This is a genomic window from Microbacterium sp. F51-2R (assembly GCF_052180235.1).
In the GTDB taxonomy this organism is placed as follows: domain Bacteria; phylum Actinomycetota; class Actinomycetes; order Actinomycetales; family Microbacteriaceae; genus Microbacterium.
Map to the genome: position 1 here is coordinate 497059 of NZ_CP197470.1, position 19798 is coordinate 516856.

18 protein-coding genes and 1 tRNA gene are annotated in these 19798 nt (G+C 69.8%); 6 read left to right on the forward strand and 13 right to left on the reverse strand.

Annotation, left to right across the window (positions count from 1 at the left end; translation table 11 throughout):
* Nucleotides 1–74 precede the first annotated feature (74 nt).
* Together ACSBPH_RS02425 and ACSBPH_RS02430 are read left to right on the forward strand one after the other, a co-directional pair.
* The gene (locus ACSBPH_RS02425; RefSeq protein WP_442576026.1) at nucleotides 75–1805 is read left to right on the forward strand and encodes a hypothetical protein; all 1731 of its coding nucleotides are present in this window, start codon (nucleotides 75–77) and stop codon (nucleotides 1803–1805) included.
* Nucleotides 1806–1941: 136 nt separating this feature from the next.
* The gene (locus ACSBPH_RS02430; protein WP_442576027.1) at nucleotides 1942–3990 is read left to right on the forward strand and encodes a glycosyltransferase family 39 protein; all 2049 of its coding nucleotides are present in this window, start codon (nucleotides 1942–1944) and stop codon (nucleotides 3988–3990) included.
* An 80-nt stretch (nucleotides 3991–4070) separates the two neighbouring features.
* On the opposite strand, the gene ACSBPH_RS02435 is transcribed toward ACSBPH_RS02430, so the two are convergent.
* The 5 genes from ACSBPH_RS02435 to ACSBPH_RS02455 all read right to left on the reverse strand — a co-directional run bounded on the left by ACSBPH_RS02435 (nucleotide 4071) and on the right by ACSBPH_RS02455 (nucleotide 7975).
* On the reverse strand, nucleotides 4071–4643 hold the full coding sequence (locus tag ACSBPH_RS02435; RefSeq protein WP_442576028.1) for a DUF6578 domain-containing protein: 573 nt from the start codon (nucleotides 4641–4643) through the stop codon (nucleotides 4071–4073).
* Nucleotides 4644–4691: 48 nt separating this feature from the next.
* Nucleotides 4692–4943, reverse strand: coding sequence for a hypothetical protein (locus tag ACSBPH_RS02440; protein WP_442576029.1), 252 nt, complete (start codon nucleotides 4941–4943; stop codon nucleotides 4692–4694).
* 95 nt (nucleotides 4944–5038) lie between these two features.
* A complete protein-coding gene (locus ACSBPH_RS02445) occupies nucleotides 5039–5935 on the reverse strand; it encodes an alpha/beta fold hydrolase (RefSeq protein ID WP_442576030.1) in 897 nt (298 codons plus the stop codon).
* Between the two features lie 129 nt (nucleotides 5936–6064).
* Entirely contained in the window at nucleotides 6065–6706 is a 642-nt protein-coding gene (locus ACSBPH_RS02450) for an LON peptidase substrate-binding domain-containing protein (RefSeq protein ID WP_442576031.1), read from the reverse strand.
* Nucleotides 6707–6874: 168 nt separating this feature from the next.
* Nucleotides 6875–7975 (reverse strand): sensor histidine kinase, encoded by a 1101-nt coding sequence (locus ACSBPH_RS02455; RefSeq protein WP_442576032.1) that lies wholly within the window; start codon nucleotides 7973–7975, stop codon nucleotides 6875–6877.
* 27 nt (nucleotides 7976–8002) lie between these two features.
* Here ACSBPH_RS02455 and ACSBPH_RS02460 point away from each other — a divergent pair, with 27 nt between their 5' ends.
* From ACSBPH_RS02460 to ACSBPH_RS02470, 3 genes are all read left to right on the forward strand, one after another.
* Complete coding sequence (locus ACSBPH_RS02460) at nucleotides 8003–8746, forward strand: response regulator (protein ID WP_442576033.1); 744 nt, start codon at nucleotides 8003–8005, stop codon at nucleotides 8744–8746.
* Between the two features lie 84 nt (nucleotides 8747–8830).
* On the forward strand, nucleotides 8831–9472 hold the full coding sequence (locus tag ACSBPH_RS02465; RefSeq protein WP_442576034.1) for a TMEM175 family protein: 642 nt from the start codon (nucleotides 8831–8833) through the stop codon (nucleotides 9470–9472).
* 8 nt (nucleotides 9473–9480) lie between these two features.
* Nucleotides 9481–10311 (forward strand): CPBP family intramembrane glutamic endopeptidase, encoded by an 831-nt coding sequence (locus ACSBPH_RS02470; protein WP_442576035.1) that lies wholly within the window; start codon nucleotides 9481–9483, stop codon nucleotides 10309–10311.
* A gap of 198 nt (nucleotides 10312–10509) precedes the next feature.
* Here ACSBPH_RS02470 and ACSBPH_RS02475 read toward each other — a convergent pair whose 3' ends face one another.
* The 4 genes from ACSBPH_RS02475 to ACSBPH_RS02490 all read right to left on the reverse strand — a co-directional run bounded on the left by ACSBPH_RS02475 (nucleotide 10510) and on the right by ACSBPH_RS02490 (nucleotide 14168).
* Nucleotides 10510–10911 carry a hypothetical protein gene (locus ACSBPH_RS02475; protein ID WP_442576036.1) on the reverse strand — a complete coding sequence of 134 codons (402 nt, stop codon included), beginning with the start codon at nucleotides 10909–10911 and terminating at the stop codon, nucleotides 10510–10512.
* A gap of 630 nt (nucleotides 10912–11541) precedes the next feature.
* A tRNA-Gln gene (locus tag ACSBPH_RS02480) sits at nucleotides 11542–11613 on the reverse strand.
* Between the two features lie 70 nt (nucleotides 11614–11683).
* A complete protein-coding gene (gene gltX, locus ACSBPH_RS02485; RefSeq protein ID WP_442576037.1) occupies nucleotides 11684–13198 on the reverse strand; it encodes a glutamate--tRNA ligase in 1515 nt (504 codons plus the stop codon).
* 10 nt (nucleotides 13199–13208) lie between these two features.
* Complete coding sequence (locus ACSBPH_RS02490; protein ID WP_442576038.1) at nucleotides 13209–14168, reverse strand: LysR family transcriptional regulator; 960 nt, start codon at nucleotides 14166–14168, stop codon at nucleotides 13209–13211.
* Nucleotides 14169–14249: 81 nt separating this feature from the next.
* On the opposite strand from ACSBPH_RS02490, the gene ACSBPH_RS02495 reads away from it, so the two are divergent.
* Nucleotides 14250–15320, forward strand: a complete 1071-nt coding sequence (locus tag ACSBPH_RS02495; protein ID WP_442576039.1) for an aminotransferase class V-fold PLP-dependent enzyme — start codon at nucleotides 14250–14252, stop codon at nucleotides 15318–15320.
* A 92-nt stretch (nucleotides 15321–15412) separates the two neighbouring features.
* Here ACSBPH_RS02495 and ACSBPH_RS02500 read toward each other — a convergent pair whose 3' ends face one another.
* The 4 genes from ACSBPH_RS02500 to ACSBPH_RS02515 all read right to left on the reverse strand — a co-directional run bounded on the left by ACSBPH_RS02500 (nucleotide 15413) and on the right by ACSBPH_RS02515 (nucleotide 19763).
* Nucleotides 15413–16684 carry an MFS transporter gene (locus tag ACSBPH_RS02500; RefSeq protein WP_442576040.1) on the reverse strand — a complete coding sequence of 424 codons (1272 nt, stop codon included), beginning with the start codon at nucleotides 16682–16684 and terminating at the stop codon, nucleotides 15413–15415.
* Between the two features lie 5 nt (nucleotides 16685–16689).
* On the reverse strand, nucleotides 16690–17457 hold the full coding sequence (locus tag ACSBPH_RS02505) for a fumarylacetoacetate hydrolase family protein (RefSeq protein ID WP_442576041.1): 768 nt from the start codon (nucleotides 17455–17457) through the stop codon (nucleotides 16690–16692).
* A 95-nt stretch (nucleotides 17458–17552) separates the two neighbouring features.
* Complete coding sequence (locus tag ACSBPH_RS02510; protein WP_442576042.1) at nucleotides 17553–18659, reverse strand: branched-chain amino acid aminotransferase; 1107 nt, start codon at nucleotides 18657–18659, stop codon at nucleotides 17553–17555.
* Between the two features lie 51 nt (nucleotides 18660–18710).
* Nucleotides 18711–19763, reverse strand: a complete 1053-nt coding sequence (locus tag ACSBPH_RS02515) for a 3-isopropylmalate dehydrogenase (RefSeq protein WP_442576043.1) — start codon at nucleotides 19761–19763, stop codon at nucleotides 18711–18713.
* Nucleotides 19764–19798 lie beyond the last annotated feature (35 nt).

The window sequence follows — 19798 nt, forward strand, 5'->3', positions numbered from 1 at the left end:
CGCTCCGCGCTCCTCTCAGGGAGGGGACCCGGATCACCGGGCCATCGGCACCCCCGAGAGAGAAGGAAGCTGTCATGCCTCACTCATTCCCGCTCGATCGCGTCCCGGCGGACGTCATCAAGCGCCTCGCCGGGGAGCTCGGCACGTCCAAGCCACGCCTGGTCGCGGCATCCGAGACCCGTCTTCCGTCGGGAGAGATCGCTCGACTCGTGACCGCGACCGACCCGGAGCGGCCGAACGCCGCCGCCGAGATCACCGTCACGGAATCCGGCGTCATGCGCCCGCTCGCCGAGCTCGAACGCATGTTCCCGGGCGCACGGCTCTTCGTGCCCGACTTTCCCGTGACGCACGAGGTCCCGCCGCCCCGCAAGCGGTCGATCACGATCGACCCGACGACCAACGATTGGCGTCTGAACCGGTGCGAACGTGTGACCGAGAAGATCACCGTCACCGTCCCCACCTCGTCCGCACCGCCGAAGGCCGACGTGTACCTTCTCGCCGACACGACGGGCAGCATGTCGTCAGTCCTCGCCTCCGTGAAGGCGGGCGCGAGCGTCATCCTCGGAAACCCCGCGCTCGCGGGATACGACGTGGCGTGGGGTGTCGGCAACTACCGCGACTTCCCCGTCGACGGCGGCGCGCACAACTCGTACGCGTTCGCGCACCAGGTCTCGCCGACGACCGCCGTGGCGGTGGCGGATGCCGCGATCTCGACGTGGACCGCGGGCGAAGGCTCGGACGGCCCCGAAGGCCAGCTGCACGCGATGCACCGGATCGCGACGGACCCGGGCATCGGATGGCGGCCCGACAGCAAGCGGATCCTCGTCTGGTTCGGCGACGCACCGGGCCACGACCCGATCCCGACAGCCCTGAGCGGTCTCGCGGCGGCCATCACCGAGGCGAGCGCCACGACCGATCTCACCGACGCCGACATCACCGTGGTCGCCGTGAGCACGACGACGGGCTACCCCGCGGCGCTCGACGATGACCCGAATGCGACGTCGTTCGACTACGCCCCGTCCGTTCCGGCCGGCGCGGCGGGACAGGCGACGCGCATCACCGGCGCCACCGGCGGGTCGCACACGACGGGGGTGAACCCGGGCGACATCGTCTCGACGCTCGCGTCGCTCATCGCGGCCGCGGTGACCTCGATCGGGTCGGTCTCGCTCGTGCCCACGGGCGGCACGGCGCAGTTCGTCGAGTCGATCACTCCTGCAAGCTACGGCCCGCTCCCCGGCGACACCGAGCACGTCCTCACCTTCGAGGTCACGTGGGTCGGCGTCAGGGACTGCCGCGACCGCGACCAGGAGTTCACCGGGACGATCGACGTCGTCGCCGACGGGGTCGTCGTCGCGCACAAGCGCGTGCGCGTCGTCGTGCCGGCATGCCGCTACCACTACTCCGTCGAGTTCGTCGCCGGCCTGAACGGCGACCACCGCGAGCCCGGCCCTCTCCTCCCGGGCCGCTATGCGACCGCCGTCACGATCTACAACCCCGGCACGTGCGAGGTGAAGATCGAGAAGCGGTTCGCTGCCCTCATCGTCGACGACAAGGCCATCGGACGTGAACCCGAGAAGGTGCCGGCAAAGCCCTTCGCCGCCATCACGCTCGCAGCGGGCGAGGCCACGTTCGATGACCGCGTCGCGCTGCGCGAGGCCGTCGGCATGTCGACCGGTCTGCTCTTCGGCGTGGTCGACATCGTGTCGGACCGGCCGCTGTCGGTCACCGCGACGCACACGGCCGGCGGCAAGGAGAACGGAGTGTCGATCACCTCACGCACGATCGAGGCGCACCGCGCTCCGTGACCCACGTGCTCCGACCCGTCCCGGCCGGGGTGGCCGATGCCCCGGCCGGGACGACCTCTGCACGCCGCAGGCGGTGCTCAGCCGACTCATAGATACGGCATACGACCGGCATGAGCGGCGAGCCTACGGTCGGCACGTGACCACCGCCGTCCAGAGCCGCCCTTTCGAACCGCACGCCCCCACGGCCGCGCTGCCCGCACGGCGATGGACGGGGTGGCACACGGGTCTCGTCATCCTGGCCGCGGGTGCCGCCCTTCTCACCGTCTGGTCGGTGTGGACCGGCTCGCGCTCGGAGTACTACGCAGCCATCGCGCTCTCGATGAGCAAGTCCTGGCCGAACTTCTTCTTCGGGGCCATGGACCCCGCCGGCACCGTGACCCTCGACAAGATCCCCGGATCGTTCTGGATTCCGGCGCTCTTCGTGCGCATCTTCGGCTTCTCGACCTGGGCCGTCGTGCTCCCCGACGCGCTCGCGGCCGTCGGTGCGGCCCTCATCGTCGCCGTCACCGCCAAGCGGCTGCTGAACCCCACGGCAGGACTCCTCGCCGGCGCGATCGTCGCGACCACCCCGATCCTCGTCGCCGTCTCGCGGTCGAATCAGCCCGAGACCTTCTTCGTGCTGGGCCTCAGCGCCGTCGCCTGGGCGTCGGCGAAGGCGCTCACCCGCCGCAGCTTCGGCTGGCTGCTCGTCGCGGGCGCATTCATCGCCCTGTCGTTCCAGACCTACATGCTCGAGGCCTGGGCCGTGTGGCCGGCTCTCGCGGCCGCATGGCTGTTCACCCGCGCTCCGTGGCGTCGCAAGCTCTGGCAGCTCGCCCTCGCGGGCATGGTGAGTCTCGCGGCATCCGTCAGCTGGATCGTGATCGTCTCGCTCATCCCCGCCGGCCGGCGGCCGTACATCGGCAGCACGCTGAGCGACAACCCGTGGGAGATGGTCTTCGGCTACAACGGTCTCGGACGATTCGGAGAGGCGACAGCGGATGCCTCGGCCTACCGGTCGTTCACGCCGCCCTTCTCCGGCGATCCGGGCGTCTTCCGCCTCTTCAACGAGCAGCTCGCCGGTCAGATCGCGTGGCTGCTGCCGACCGCCGCCCTCGCCGTCGTCGTGCTGTGGATCCTGCGCTTCTCGCGCCCCGCCACGGTGCTCCTCGGAGTGTGGCTGGCGACCTTCATTGCGATGTTCTCGGCCGTCGCGGGGATGCACCAGTTCTACACCGCCGCTCTTGCCATCCCTTCGTCGCTTGCGATCGGTCTCGCCTTCGCGGCAGCTCGCCGACGCGGGGTCGCGTGGGCGCAAGTGAGCCTGGTCGCGATGGCCGCCGTCACGGCGGTCGGGATCTCCCTCATCTACGGCGGGTACTCGATCCCGGTGGCCCTGGCGCAGCTCGTGCTGGCGGCCATCGTGGTCTGGCTCATCGTGAGGGAGCGGTTCCGCGGGGGCACGCCGCGGGCGGTCGTGGCGGTGCTCGCCGGCGCGGCGATGGTGCTCACGCCGCTGGCGTGGTCGATCGTGGCGATCGGCAGCCCGAGCTCGACCAACCCCGTCGCCGGAGGCGTCTCGGATGTCGGCATGCGCGGGATCTCTTCGGCGGCCGGAGGCGGACCGGGGATGCTCGGAGGGCCTGGCGCCCAGGCCGGTGCGGGCGGCTTCCCGGGTGGTGCGGGCGGCGCTGGCGGGCAGGGCGGCTTTCCGGGCCAGGGAACGGGAGGGATGCCGAACGCGCCGCGCGGCGGCTCTCAGGGCGTCTCGCCCGGCCAGGCAGGCGTCTCCCCCGGCCAGGCGGGCGTGGCGGGAGGGCCTGGCGTCTCCGGTGGGAACGGCGACTCCGACCTCATCGCGTACCTCGAAGACCACTCGAACGGTGGGACGTACCTCGCAGCGACCTTCGGAGCCCAGTCCGCGGCATCCCTCATCATCGCCTCCGATGGCGGATCGTTCCTGCCTGTCGGCGGCTTCAACGGCCGCGACGCGGTGCCGACCCTCGAGCGCTTCCAGCAGCTCGTCGCGTCCGGCGATGTTCGCTACGTCCTCACCTCCGGCGGCTTCGGCAGCCCCTTCGGCGCCGGCGGCGAGACCGGAACGTCGTCAGACATCCTGTCGTGGGTGCAGGAGCACTGCACCAAGCCCGCCGACGCGCCGACGACGTCGCTCTACGAATGCACGGCGTTGTCGGAGGGTCAGTGAGCGCCGGGTGTTGACCCGGCATGAAGTCGCACCCCTCCCGGCGGGTTCGCCGTCACTGCTGGGCGGGCTCGCCACCGGTGCTAGCGCTCCTCGACGTCGACCAGCCAGCCGGCAAGCGACCGCATACGCCGGTCCACGGCTGGGTCGCTGCAGGTATCGGCGGCAGTTCGACTGACCTGGTCCTCCCCTGACTCCGGGACTCGCACGCCGCGCGCGGGGGCCACCAGCGCGGAGCCGGGCACCGGGACGTGCTCGATCACATACCTCGAGGGGCGGGATCCGATGAACACGCCGTTCCCCAGATCCTGGCGTCGCATCGGCCACTCCTCGCCGTCCGGGGGCATCGTCGCCGTCAGCGGCGCGCCGTGGCCGGGACGGCGGAGTGACCGGCGCTCGACGACCTCTTGGGACACAGCGTGGATCGCCACGGCCCGGCCACGCACGCGATCAGTGAACTCGCTCTCGTGGTGCGACTCGAGCGCATGGATTGTCGCGGCGATGCCGGCGCCGAGTGCATCGACCAGCTCCGGCGTCGGGGTTCGTGTCTCGATTCCGAAGTCGACGTCATCGCCGACGGCGAAGGAATCGCCGCAGCAAGACCACTCCCAGCCCGACAGCCACACGCGAGTCATGTCCTCCACGGTAGCGAGCACCCGCGCGATCGCCCGAGGGCCCACGAAAGCCCTCGCACCGCACGCGGGTCACGTCGGCGTTTCGCTGCTCTTGTCGGAGGCGATCGACAGCTCGAGGATCCGCGCCTCGAGTGCACGCAGGAGAGGTTCGCGTCTCGCCGTCTTGAGCAATTCGTTGATGTAGGACTGCGCGAGTCCTGTGGCGACAAGACCGGCATAACCGCTGTCCTCGATCTGGACGACGAGGCTGCTGACCGCGTCGACGTCGTCGGCGACCATCGCGCGGAGAAGTCGCGCCGCGAGAAGATCTGGTCCATCCATTCCGGATCGCTCCCTTCAGCGCGAAATTCTAGGAACCGATCCGTCATCGCTCAAGAGTGATCGACCTCGCGGCGAGACGGTGCTGCCGGCGTCGTTCAGTCTGGTCGCATGTGGCCGTCGGGTTCGACTGTCGGGGGAAGGACATCAAGCGGGATGCCGGGCCAGACCCAGGGCGCGAAGTGGCCCATGTCGGGCATCGCGATGATCCGGAGGCCGGGAAGCCTCGTCGCCAGTCGTCTGACGTTGACATAGGGCTCGAGATCATCGCTCTCGCCGTGGATCGCCACGACGGGGCACCGCACATCGTCGAGATCGAACTCGAGAGGGCGGATGGTGCGGAGCCCATCATCGAGCATCCCCTCGTACCCGGCCGTAAGGCCGAAGGCGAGGGAATCGGCGACCGCCGCGCCCGTCGGACCGTCCGCGAACGACCGCTCCGCGGCACTCCAGCCCGCAGCAAGGCGGCGCAAGAGCCCGTGTGGATCGGCGAGCACCCGCGACGCAGCCCCCGCATACGCAGACTCCGCAGCTTCCCGCCCCTGCCGCAGAAGGTCGACGTCCTCCTGCTCCGACGCGCTGAGCGCGCCGTACACCTCGGGATCGTCATACGGCAACACATGCCCGGCGGCGAGTACAAGACCCTCCACCCGTGCGGGCGCGAGCACAGCCGTCGCCAGCGCGAAGATGGCGCCCATCGACACCGCGATGATCGGGAACCGCTCCGCACCGACGTGGTCGGCCACGGCAAGCAGGTCGGCGGCGACGTCCCGTCGATCAAGGCCCGTCGGACTGGTGTCGCCATACCCGGCGCGATCGATCGACAGGAGACGGACGCCGCGGCTCGCAAGTGCCTGAAGGGGAACCAGGTCCGTGTCGCGACGCGACCCCGGCTGACCATGCAGCCACGCAACCACGCGAGCCGACGCATCGCCCCGCAGACGCCAGCCCACCTTGCGCCCACTGGGAAGCGTGAGCACGCCCTCTTCGTTCATACGGCCTCCGGCGGTCCGCGCACTCCGACGTGGGAATGAATCGCCGGCACCATGCGCCGAGTGTTGATGAAGTCTACGACCCGCCCGACCTCGGTCTGCCACTCGGGAGACCGCGAGTGACACTCGCCATCAGAGGTCGCCGTCGTCGGCCTCCCGCGCATCCGCTGCCCGGGCGATGAGTGCCGGCTCCTCCTCGAGGCAGAGGTCGATGATCCCGCGCAGCAGACCTCCGACGGTGGTCGACTTCAGCAGGCGGAACCGGTCGTATTCGCCGAGCGGAGCGATCGCGGCGAGTTGCCATGCCGACTCCACCGGGTCGTCGGACAGAGCCGTCCCGGGATCCCACCGGGCCTCATCGAGCGCGGATGCGAGGGCCGCGAGTCGGCGCACGACCTGCTCCGCTTCCCGGTGGAGCGGTGCAAGAGCGTCGTCCCAGGCGAGCGGGCCGATCTGCGAGACATCGGCCACCGGGTGCGGGTCGTCCTCGCGCCATCCCTCGATGGAGATCCGCTCCCCGCCCACGGCGACCACGTACAGATCCGCGGCGCCCGCCTCGATCTGCAGGATGCGCGCCATCGTGCCGACCGAGGCGCGCTGATCTCCACCGCCTGCCTCGAACCCGCGCTCGATGAGCACGACTCCGAATTCGGGGTCTTCCCCGTCGAGAAGGCGTCCGATCATGGTGAGGTAGCGCGGCTCGAAGACCCTCAGCACCAGCGGCGTGTAGGGGAAGAGCACGCTTCCCAGCGGGAACATCGGCACGACGTCCATGGGTACCAGTCAACCAGCCCGTGGCGGCCTCGCTGGCGTCGCGCCGGGGGCGAAGGCCGCGAGGGTAGGAGATGGAGCGGAGGTAGGACGTTTGCCGGGCGATTCTTCCTACCTCCGCGCGGACTCCTCCCCTCGTGCGGCCCCCGCGACGGGGCCGGGCCGCCGGGACTACGCCGGTTCACCGGCATCCCGAATCGGATACTCGAGACGCACCGCGAACTCACCGCTCGTCCACCCGGTCTCCAAGCGTGCGCCGACCTGTTCGGCGCGCTCGCGCATGCCGGTGATGCCCCAGCCCGCGGGGCTCACGACGGGGTCTGCGGGGTTCGTCACGGATATGCGCAACAGGGTCGGCGTCCATTGGACGGCCACTGTCGCCGCTGCGTGCGGAGCGTGCTTGCGAACGTTCGAGAGCGACTCCTGCACGATCCGGTAGATCGCCAGCGCCGCCTCAGGCGGAAGCGAGAGCTCGTCGCCGGTCGAGCTGAATGCAACCGGTGTCCCTGTGGCCAGACGATGCTCTTCCACGAGCTTGCCGATGTCGGCGATCGGCATCGCCTCGCCGCGAAGCGCTCCGACCGCGCTGCGCGCCTCCTGAAGACCCGCGCGGGCGAGCCGCTGAGCCGCGTCGATGCCTTCCCGCACGTGGGCCGGTGCATCGGTGGCGACGATCCGGGCCGCTTCGAGCTGGATCGTGAGACCCGACAGCGTGTGCGCCAGAACATCGTGCACTTCGCGCGCGACTCGGGCCCGCTCGGCGAGCACCGCCGATTCCCGTTCGCTTCGACGTGCGGCCTCGAGCTCGGTGACGAGCGCGTCGGCCCGTGTGCGTTGTTCGCGCTCCGACACGAGCAACCAGCCGATCGCAGCGAAGAAGGCGATGCCCGCGTCGGTCGCAAGGAGCGTGAGCGGAGTCTCCGAACCGGTGACGATCTGGACGGTGTTCAGCGCGAGCGTTGCGACGACGAGCATCGCGAGGTGCACGCGACGCGGCGGGTGCAGCACGGCGAAAGATCCTGCGGCGAAGAAGCCGAGGGCGGCGTCACCGCTCAGCCCGTAGACGCAGAGGAACCCCGAAAGACAGAGTCCATACGCCGCCGTGGGCCACGGCTTTCGAAGGGGCACGACGAGGAAACCGACAGCACCGACGAACCCCGCGACGGCCGCGAGCACCAGCGGGACCGAGACGGCGTTCTGTGTGAGCGGAAGCACGGCGGCGATCAGGGCCATCCCCATGCCGAGCGCCGGCAGCCACCTTCGTGCGAGCACGACCCAGGTTCGCACATCGTCGGTTCGATGCGTCTCAACCCGCGGGTGGATTCTGCGGCGAGCGCGTTGGACGGTCGAGAACGCGCGCTTAGGGTGACGTGCGGAGGTATGCCGATGAATGACGTGCGGGTGCTGGTCGCGGACGACCAGCGAGTCGTCCGCGACGGCCTGGAGACCCTTCTCGCTTTGCTTCCCGGCATCGCGGTCGTCGGAAGCGCGGTGGACGGTGCGGATGCCGTGGCCAAAGTCGCCGATCTCGATCCTGACATCGTGCTCATGGACCTTCACATGCCGAACCTCTCGGGTGTCGAGGCCACGGAGCAGCTGGTGCGCGCCGGCTGCCGCACGGGAATCGTCGTGCTCACGACCTACTCGGATGACGAGTGGGTGTTCGCGGCGCTGCGCGCGGGAGCGCGAGGGTTCCTCACCAAGGACGCGACCGCCGAGGAGATTCGGCATGCGGTGCTCACCGTGCACGCCGGGGAGGCTCAACTCGATCCGTCCGTCCAACGCCGGCTGCTCAATGCCCTCACTCAGCGTCGTCCCGCCTCGCCTGCACCCGCCGCCAATCCGGACAGCCTCACGCCGCGCGAACTGGTCGTCCTCGAACTGATCGCGCAAGGACGGTCGAACAGCGAGCTCGCGAACGAGCTGTTCGTCGCCGACGCGACCGTCAAGACGCACATCAATCATCTTCTGGCCAAGACCGGCGCCCGAGACCGGGCCCAGCTCGTCGCCTACGCGTATCGGCTCGGCATCGCCCGCACCTGACGCGAGCATCCACCCGTGGGCTGACACGGCATTTCCACCCGCGCGCCGACGCCCGGAGAGACGTCAGGCCGGAGCATCGACTTCGTGTCCGCTTACACCCGCTACACGACGACGATCGCTCGCGGCGCCTCGACCGAACGGCTCGTTCTCTTCAGCGACGCCGTCTTCGCCATCGCGATGACGCTGCTGGTGATCGAGCTCCGCGCGCCGGACGCGTCTGCGGGAGAACTCGCGGGCGCACTCGCTGGACTGATCGGCCCCTACCTCACCTTCGCACTGAGTTTCGCCGTCATCGGATTCATCTGGCTCTCGCATCATCGCAAGTTCCGGGTGATCGCCCACGCCGACCCTGTCCTGCTGCGTCTCAACCTGCTGATGCTCTTCTTCGTGGCGTCCCTGCCGCTGCCGACCGCGATCCTCGGGGACCACGGCGACGAAGTGGTCGCCGTGGTCATCTACGCCGCGACGATCTCGGTGGTCGGGTTCACGCTCAGCGGCATCTGGCTCTACGCGTGGCATGCGGGCCTCATCGACCCGTCGGTCGACATCGCGGTCTTCCGCTACGTCCTGCTCCAGTCCTTCCCCATCCCCGGGATCTTCCTGCTGTCGATACCGGTCGCACTCCTGTGGGGAGCGGGCGCCGCCGAGCTGACATGGATCCTCGCGATTCCCATCAGCTGGTTCATCACCGCCGCATACCGTCGCTTCTCTGATCGCACAGCCTAGGAGTCCACGTGAGAAAGCATCCTCTGCCCCTGTTCTTCGCCTCCGCCTTCCTGTTGCCGTGGGCCGTATGGGCGACGACGCTCGCCGAGCAGGCGGGCTGGATCGAGTGGCATCTGCCCGCCTCCCTCGCGTTCTGGATCGCACTCCCGCTCGCCACTTTCGGCACGGCTGCGCTCACCGGCGGGTGGGCTGCGGTCAAAGACCTTCTTCTGCGCATGGCCCGATACCGCGTCCGCCCGCTGTGGTGGACCGTGGCAGTGATGGCGACACCCGTCACGGCCGGCGTCGCTCTGGTGGTCGGCTACGGGACTTCTCCGAGCATCGGAGTCGCACTCCCGACATCCGCGCTCATCGGCACGCTGCTTCTCGACGTGTGGATGTTCCTCCTCAGCGAAGAACCCGCCTGGCGTGGCTTCGCGCTTCCGCGAATGGAGCAGCGGCTGTCACCGCTCGCCGCTTCAGTGGCGCTCGGGGCCGTCTGGGCGATCTGGCATGCCCCCCTGTTCCTCATGGCGGGTTCCTTTCAAGCGTCGGTGCCGCCGCTCGGATTCCTGCTGTCGACCGTCGCGACATCGGTCACGATCGGATTGATCTATCACCGCGCCCGCGGCAGCGTTCTCGTGGCCGCAGTGTTCCATGGCGTCACGGACGTCACCATCGCCTGGACCGGCGTGATGACCTCGGGCGCGGTCCTGTTCTGGATCTTCGTCGCCGTGCAGGTGCTCGTCGCGGGGCTTGCCGCCGTCGGCCTTGCTCGCATCGCTCCGGGCGCGAAGGCTCTCATCGCTCCGCCGACTGCGGCGTCGATGGAGGCCTCGGGCCGCCCGGGCCATCCCTAGCCGCTCCCCGCGCCCGCTGTGGGGACGTCATGACCAGTGCCGATGCCGCGGAGGTCTCACGAGCGTCGGAGACGGAGCGGCGGTAGGACATTGGCCGGGCGAGTTCTCCTACCTCCGCGCGGACTCCTCCCCTCGTGCCCACAGAGGTGCGCGCCCGGGAGACTCGCTCCCGGGCGCGCACCATGCAGAAGGCGGATATCAGCCGCAGCTGCGCGCCGAGTACTCCGCCGTGCAGGTCTTCGTGACCGGCTGCCCGTTCACGGAGGTGGTGACCTTGGCGGTCAGCGCACCTGCCTCCATGGCGCCCAGGCGCGTGCTGAACGTGACCGAGTTGCTCTTGCCCGCGGCCAGGCCGTTGGCCTGGCTCGACCCGTAGGGCGACTGGACGAGCGCGTCGACGGCCACGTCACCGGTGTGGGCGAGCGTCGCGACGAGCGTGACCTTGCCCGCAACGCAGCGGCTTGCGGTCGTCAGCGCGAACGTCGGCACCTCCGGCGCCACGACCTTGACGGTCGCGATCAGCGTGCGGTTCGCGTCCGCGAGCCACTCGGCATCCGTCATATCGAGGATCGGGCTGGCGTCCTGACGGAAGTACACCATCCGCACGCCCGCATCGCGGGTACCGCCCGAAGTCAGTTTCGCGTGGAAGACGTTGAGCAGGTTGCCGACGGGCGCCGCGTCGCCCCGATCCCTTGCGTCTTTGCTGGTCGAATCGCAACAGCGCGATCAGACTGCTCGGATATTAGCGCGCACATCGCGCCCGGGCAACAGAGTCGTCGTTGTGTCGCGCGGATTCCTCCGCAGCACTCCGTTTCATGGTGTGACGGATGCCGAGATGAGCGAGAGACGGCACCCGAAGCCGTCCGCGGCGAGACCGAGGCACGTCCTGCGGGCCTCACGAGCGTCGGAGACGGAGCGGCGGTAGGACATTGGCCGGGCGAGTTCTCCTACCTCCGCGCGGACTCCTCCCGTCCTGCGGCGATGCCGCGAAGGCTTCACGAGGGTAGGAGATGGAGCGGCGGTAGGACGTTGGCCCGGCGATTTCTCCTACCTCCGCGCGGACTCCTCCCCTCGTGCGCACGACGGGTCAGCGCAGCGGCGTCAGCATCGGCCCCCTCGCGCCATCTTCGGCGTGGAGCGCGCTCCGGAGGGGATCGGCGAATCCGCGCCGCGCAAAGCAAGAGCCCCGGATGTCCGTTTTGATGCGGATTTCCGGGGCTATCTGTCTTGCTGGGGTACCTGGACTCGAACCAAGAACAACTGAACCAGAATCAGCCGTGTTGCCAATTACACCATACCCCAGGGGGCTCAGCCGAAGCCGTGCCGAAGATCGAGTCTAGACGACGACGGCGGCTCGGCCAAACCGAGCCCGTCAGGCCTCGCGGCCGACGAATCTCGACAGACGCTCGAGCGTCTTGTCTTTGCCGAGGAGCTCCATCGACTCGAAGAGCGGGGGCGACACGCGCCGTCCGCTGAGCGCCACACGCAGCGGGCCGTACGCAACGCGGGGCTTGAGACCGAGTCCCTCGATGAGGGCGCCGGCGAGGGCCTCCTGCACGGCGGCGGCCGTGAACTCGGACGCCGGGATCAGCTCCAGCGCCGACACCGAGGCCACGACGACCTCGTTCGCGTTGGCCGGAAGCGAGGTCAGAGCGTCGTCTTCGTAGGCGATGTCGTCGCTGAAGAGGAAGCCGAGGAGCCCGGGCACATCGCCGAGGAGCTGCACGCGCTCCTGCACGAGCGGAGCAGACGCCGCGATGAGCGCGGACTGCTCGGCGGTCGGCGGGTCGGCCACGACGCCCTTGGCGGTCAGGTACGGCACGATGCGCGCGGCGAAGTCGTCGGCCGCCAGCATCCTGATGTGGTCGCCGTTGATCGATTCGGCCTTCTTCTGGTCGAAGCGTGCGGGATTGGGATTGACGTTCACGATGTCGAACGCGGCGGTGAACTCCTCGAGCGAGAAGACGTCGCGGTCCGGTCCGATGGACCAGCCCAGCAGAGCGAGGTAGTTGAGCAGACCCTCGTGGATGAAGCCCTTCTCGCGCTGCAGGAAGAGATCGGCCTTCGGGTCGCGCTTGGAGAGCTTCTTGTTGCCCTCCTCGCCGAGGACGAGCGGCATGTGCCCGAAGCGAGGGACGAACGTCGTGATGCCCGCGTCGATGAGCGCCCCGTAGAGCGCCAGCTGGCGCGCGGTGGACGGCATGAGATCTTCGCCGCGGATGACGTGGGTGATGCCCATGAGCGCGTCGTCGACGGGGTTGGTGAACGTGTAGAGCGGCTGGCCGCCGGCACGCACGACGACGAAGTCGGGGAACGACCCCGCCGGGAAGGTCACTTCGCCGCGGATGAGGTCGACGTAAGTGAGGTCCTCGTCGGGCACGCGCACGCGCCACGCGGGCTCGCGGCCCTCCGCACGGAAGGCGGCCCTCTGCTCGTCGGTCAGGTCGCGGTCGAAGTTGTCGTAGCCGAGCTGCTTCGCACGGCCGTTGGCCTCATTGCGGGCGTCGATCTCTTCGGGCGTCGAGTAGCTCTCGTAGACGGCGCCGGACTCGACGAGCTTCTGGAGCACGTCGGCGTAGATCTCGAAGCGCTGCGACTGGCGGTAGGGGGCGTGAGGGCCACCCTTCTCGACACCCTCGTCCCAATCGATCTCGAGCCACGTCAGCGCGTCGACGAGCTGAAGGTAGCTCTCCTCGCTGTCGCGCGCGGCATCCGTGTCTTCCACTCGGAAGATGAGCTTGCCGCCGGTGTGACGGGCGTAGGCCCAGTTGTAGAGGGCCGTACGGATCATTCCGACGTGCGGAAGGCCGGTCGGCGAGGGGCAGAAGCGCACGCGCACATCGGTGCCGGTCGCTGTCGTGGTGCGGGGATCGGGTGCAGAAGACATCCCGTCCAGTCTAGTTGCGGGTCGCCTGCGCCCCCTGGGCGCCGGCGACGTGCGAGAGCGCGGCGAGCGTCGTGCGCACCGCCGGCACGCGATCGGCCCCATGAGCGGTGACGACGTGGAGCGTGCGTCGTTCGGAGGCGGGCAACGGAACCGTGGCGACTCCGGGCAATCGAGGGAAGGATTCGACAGCGAGTCGGGGCAGCGTCGCGACGCCGATGCCCTGTGCGACCAGACCCTCGACCGCCACGAAGTTGTCGGTCTCGAAGGTGATGCGGGGTTGGAACCCGGCGCGTCCACAGAGCTCGAGGAGGTGCCCGCGACAGCGCGGGCACCCCGCGATCCAGTTCTCGTCCGCGAGCGAGGCGATGTCGAAGGCCCGAGACGCGACCGCGGGGTGGTCGACGGGAAGCACGGCCAGCAGGTCGTCGGCGCCGATCGACCGGACGGAGAGCCCGCTCGCACTGCTCCCGTGCGGGTCTTCGCGATCCCCGGGATAGCTGAAGGTCAGCGCGATGTCGGCTCGATCCTCCCGGACGGCCTCGACCGCTTCGGGCGGCTCGGCTTCGAGGTAGGTCACCGAGACGCCGGGGTGCCGCTCGGCCAGCAGCGCGAGCAGCCGCGGGACGAGGGTCGGCGACGCCGACGGAAACCCCGCGAGCCGTACCCGCCCCGCGCGCAGACCCCCGAGCTCCGAGAGCTCCCCGACCGCCGCCCCGAGCGCCGTCGTGACCGCGAGCGAGTGACGCGCCAGCACGCGCCCCGCCTCCGTCAGCCGCACCGAGCGTCCGACCCGCTCCACGAGGGCGATGCCGAGCCGTGTCTCGAGCCGTTTGAGCTGCTGACTCACGGCGGGCTGGCTGTATCCGAGACTCGCGGCGGCCGCCGTGATGGATCCCTCATCGGCGATCGCCTTCACGATGCGAAGGGAATGGATGTCGAGCTGCGACTCGTCGATCAGACCGTCCGCCATCGTCCGATCATAAGAGATCGGCATGATTCCCATGCGATACCTGACGTAGAACAATGTGTCGGCCTCCGCCAGCCTGGTTGCATGACCGCGATCCTCTCGCCCTCGCTCACGGTCGCCGATGCGCGCACCCATTTCGCCGGCGGCCGTGGCTACCTCGCCGCCTGCACCGTCGGACTGCCGACCCGCGGCACGCGCGACGCCGTGCTCGCCGACCTCGACGCGTCGGCCGCCGGCCGGCCCGACCCGGCGTCATACAGCGCTTCCGTCGAACGCTCGCGGGAGCACTTCGCCCGGCTCGTCGGCGTCGACCCCGACCGGGTCGCGATCGCCTCGCAGGTCTCCGTCGTCGCCGGGCTCGTGGCAGCAGCGCTCCCCCACGGCGCCGAGGTCGTCGTCCCCGAGGGCGACTTCTCGTCGATGCTCCTTCCTTTCGTGCACGCGGGCCGCGGCATCCGCCTGCGCACCGCGCCCCTCGCACGCCTCGCCGACGCGATCACGGCGACGACGGCGATGGTCGCGTTCTCGCTCGTGCAGTCGGCGACGGGAGAGGTGGCGGATGCCGCGAGCATCGTCGCGGCCGCCCGAAGCCATGGCGCGCGCACCTTCTGCGATGCGACACAGGCCGTCGGATGGCTGCCGGTCGAGGCATCCGACTTCGACGCCCTCGCGTGCCACGCCTACAAGTGGCTCTGCGCGCCCCGGGGCGTGGCGTTCTTCACGGTGTCGGAGAGGTTCGCGCGCGACATCCCGCCGCGCCTCGCCGGCTGGTACGCGGGCGCCGATCCCTGGGCGTCGTGCTACGGCGTGGACGTGCGCCTCGCCGAGGACGCGCGCCGGTTCGACGTCTCCCCCGCGTGGCAGGCCTTCGTCGGCGCCGAGCCCGCCCTCGAGCTGTTCGCCTCGATCGACCCGCACGGGCTCTCCTCCCACACCACCGGGCTTGCCGCCTCGTTCCGCGCCGGGATGGGCCTGCCGGCCCCGGATCGCCCGAGCGCCATCGTGACGTGGTCGGATCCGGCGGGGACCGACCTCGCACGCCTCACTCTCGCGGGCGTGACGGCGTCGGGGCGAGCGGGCCGGGCGCGCGTGGCGTTCCACGTCTTCAACGACGAGCGAGATGTGGCCCTCGCCCTGGCGGCGCTTCGCGACTGAGGCGGCCGGCGACCGCCTCGTTCGGTCGCGAAGCGAAAGCGGTCCGGCGGCCGAGCCGTCAGCCGGTGACCGGCAGCCGGTGGCCGACGCCGTCAGCCGGTGACGGCAGCCGGCCGCGGGCCGCGGGCCAGTGGTGAAAGCCCGACGACGAGCACGACCGCGATCCCCACGACGAGTGCGAGCCCGCCGTAGCCGATCCACCCGAGCACGATCCCCGCGAGGATCGCTCCGGCAGCCGCGACGATGCTCATGACGAAATCGCTGAAGCCCTGACGTCGTGTGCGCATGGTCTCGGACGACGCCTCGGTCAGCAGCGCCGAGCCGGCGACGGTCGACGCGCTCCATCCGAGCCCGAGGAGCACGAGCCCGATCGTCACGGCGAGGGTCGACTCCTGACCGAAAGACGCGGTGAGCAGCGCCGCGACGAGAAGCCCCTGACCGATGAGGATGGTCTGCACGCGACCGAGATGGTCGGACATGATGCCGAAGACCGGCGCCAGCAGATACATCCCGAGGATGTGCAGGCTCAGCGTGAAGCCGACGATCGTGAGATCCGCGCCGTGGTGGATGAGATGGACGGGGGTCATCGCCATCACCGAGACCATGACCCCGTGCGCGGCCGCCACGGCGAAGATGGCGTACCGGGCGGTGATGGGCCGGTCGGGCTTGACGATGGCGCCGGCGACCTTCGCCTCGGCACGGTCGGCCACCACGCGCTGCGCCGTCAGGAGCGGATCGGGGCGGAGGGCGATGAGATAGAGCAGGATGCCGAGTACCTGCGCGCCGACGGTGAAGAGGTACGGGCCCGTGAGCGGTGGCATGCGCAGTGCGTCGCCGAGCACCTCACCGGGCCCGGTGAGGTTGGGGCCCAGCACGGCCCCGATCGTCGTGGCCCACACCACGATCGAGAGGTCTCGCCCGCGCGAGGCGTCGGTCGCGAGGTCGACGGCGGCGAACCGCGACTGCAGGTTCGCGGCCTGCCCCGCCCCGACGAGCAGGAAGGCCGCGAGGAGGAGCGGGAACGACCCCAGACCGACGGCGACGACGACGAGCACGACTCCGACGAGGGCGATGGCCATGCCGGTCGCGAGCGCGCGGCGTCGGCCGAAGTGCCGCGACAGCGCGGCGAGCGGGACGGCGACCAGAGCGGTACCGAGGGTCACGGCGGCGGTCGCGAGGCCCGAGAAGGCGTCGTCTCCCGAGACCGCCGCGGCGAGAACCGCGCCGAGCGAGATCGTCGCGCCGAACGCGAGGCCGCCGAGCACCTGACCGGCCGAGAGCACCCAGACGGTGCGGCGCTGGATGCGCGCGACCTCGAGGGCCGAGGCATCCGCCCCTGTCGTCTGAGGCTCGGATCCGGACATGGCCGTCAGGCCGCGCGCGCGGTGTTGCGGAGGATGCCGAGGCCCGTGATCTCGACCTCGACGGTGTCGCCGGCGACGATCTGGCCGACGCCGGCGGGCGTGCCGGTGAGGATGACGTCTCCCGGAAGGAGCGTGAAGGCGGCCGAGGCGAACTCGATGATCTCGGCGAGCGAGAAGATCATGTCGCTGATCGGGCCTTCCTGGCGGACCTCGCCGTTGAGGCGGGTCGTGATGACGGCCTCGCCGTCGATGTCGAACTCGGTCTCGATCGCGGGACCGAGCGGGCAGGACGAGTCGAAGCCCTTCGCGCGGGCCCACTGCCCGTCGGAGCGCTGCCAGTCGCGCGCGGTGAGGTCGTTGCCGATCGTGTAGCCGAAGACGTAGTCGAGGGCGTTCTCGGCCTTGACGTTCTTCGCGATGCGGCCGATGACGGCGGCGAGCTCGCCCTCGAAGCTGATGAAGTCGGAGTGCGGCGGCAGCGTGACGGCGTCGCCCGGGCCGACGACGGCGGTGTTCGGCTTGAAGAAGAGCATCGGCGCCGCGGGCACGTCGTTGCCGAGCTCGGCGGCGTGGTCGCGATAGTTGCGGCCGACGCAGACGACTTTCGAACGCGGGATGACGGGGGCCAGCAGCGCGACGTCGCCGAGCGGGACGCGCTCCCCCGTGGTGCCGAAGCCCGCGAACATCGGGTCTCCCTCGAGCACGACGAGGTCGGTGTCATCGACGATCCCGAACTTGATGGCGTCCTGGTGGCTGAAGCGCGCGATCTTCACCGCCTCAGCCTAGCCATCCGCGGGCGCCGAGACCTCACCCCTGCCGGCGCGCGGCGTGCGCGACGGCAGGTGTCCCCGGCGCCCGCGGCGAGGCGTCAGGCGTCGAGCCGCAGCAGCCAGCCGTGCTTGTCTTCGCGGCGGCCGTACTGGATGTCGGTGAGCTCCTGGCGCAGCGACAGGGCGAGCTCGCCGGTCGGCTGCTCGTCGAGGAAGTCCTTGCCCTTGAGCATGCCGATCGGAGTGACGACCGCCGCGGTGCCGCAGGCGAACACCTCGACGATGTCGCCCGAGGCGACGCCCTGGCGCCACTCGTCGAACGAGACGGCGCGCCCTTCCACCTTGTGTCCGCGGTCGATCGCGAGCTGCAGGATCGAGTCGCGCGTGATGCCCTCGAGGATCGAGTCCGACTGCGGCGTGACGATCGTGCCGTCCTTGTAGACGAAGACGATGTTCATGCCGCCGAGCTCCTCGACGTTGCGGTCCTGGTCGAGGAACACGACCTGGTCGCACTCGTTCTCGTACGCCTCGGACTGCGGCAGCAGGCTCGCGGCGTAGTTGCCGCCCGTCTTGGCCGCACCCGTTCCGCCCTTGCCGGCTCGCGCGTAGTCCTCGCTCAGCCAGATCGAGACGGGCTTCGCGCCGCCCTTGAAGTAGGCCCCCGCGGGCGATGCGATGAGGTAGTAGGCGACCTTGTGCGCGGGGCGCACGCCGAGGAACGCCTCCTTCGCGAACATGAAGGGCCGCAGGTACAGGCTCTGGTCGTCGCCCGAAGGCACCCATGCGCCGTCGACCGCGATCAGCTCGCGCAGCGACTGGATGAAGTACGGCGCCGGAAGCTCAGGCAGCGCCAGGCGGCGGGCCGAGCGCTGCAGACGACGTGCGTTCTGGTCGGGACGGAACGTGTGGATCGACCCGTCGGCGTGACGGTAGGCCTTGATCCCCTCGAAGATCTCCTGCCCGTAGTGGAGCACGGCGGCCGCCGGGTCGAGGGTGATCGGTCCGTACGGCGACACGCGCGGTCGGTGCCACCCTCCGCCGACCGACCAGCAGATGTCGACCATGTGGTCGGTGAAGCTCTGGCCGAAGCCCGGATCGGCGAGGATCTCCTCGCGCTGGGCCGGAGATTTCGCGGCGAGGTTCTTGGTGACGGCGAACTCGAGAGGGGCGAGTCCGGTGTCGGGGTCGGTGTCGATGATGGTCATGTCGTGTCCTGGCTCTGAGTCTGGGTGCGGCGGCGCCGGCGCGGTTCCAGGTTACGCCTGGAGGCGCGCCACGATCGCGTCGCCGATCTGTGCGGTGGGGCGGGAGGTGGCCCCGCGTTCGGCGATGTCGTCCTCGACCGCGCGGGTGACGCGGCCGGCTTCGTCCCGGAGCCCGAGGTGATCGAGCAGCAGGGCGACGGACAGGATCGCGGCCGTGGGATCGGCCTTCTGGGTGCCTGCGATGTCGGGCGCCGAACCGTGGACGGGCTCGAACATCGAGGGGAACGCGCCGTCGGGGTTGATGTTGCCCGAAGCGGCGAGGCCGATGCCTCCGGTGACGGCGCCGGCCAAGTCGGTGAGGATGTCGCCGAAGAGGTTGTCGGTGACGATCACGTCGAACCGGCCGGGGTTCGTGACCAGGTAGATCGTTGCCGCGTCGACGTGGATGTAGTCTACGGCCACGTCGGGGTGCTCCCCGGCCACCTCGTCGACGACGCGCTTCCAGATTCCCCCCGCATGCACGAGGACGTTGGTCTTGTGCACGAGCGTCAGCTTCTTGCTGCGCCGCTCGGCGAGGTCGAACGCGTACCGGACGACCCGTTCGACACCGAACGCGGTGTTGACGGATGTCTCGTTCGCGACCTCGTGCGGCGTGCCCTTGCGGATCGATCCGCCGTTGCCGACGTACGGCCCCTCCGTGCCCTCGCGCACGACGACGAAGTCGATGTCGCCGGGTTCGGCCAGCGGTCCCGGCGCACCCGGATACAGCTTCGAGGGACGCAGATTGACGTAATGGTCGAGCTCGAACCGGAGCTTCAGGAGCAGGCCGCGCTCGATGTTCGCGTCCTTCAGGCGCGGGTCGCCGGGCACTCCGCCGACGGCACCGAGCAGGATCGCGTCGCACTCCCTGATGGCGTCGAGATCGGCATCCGTCAGCGTCTCACCCGTCTCGAGGAAGCGACCGGCTCCCAGCGAGAATCGCGTCTTCTCGAATCGGATGCCGCTGCCCGCCGTCGCCGCGTCGAGCACCTTCTCCGCTTCGGCGATGACCTCGGGACCGATGCCGTCACCCGGGATGACGGCGAGCTTGACGATGCGTGGCATCCCCCCAGCTTATTGGCCGCCCCGCCGCCTCCGAG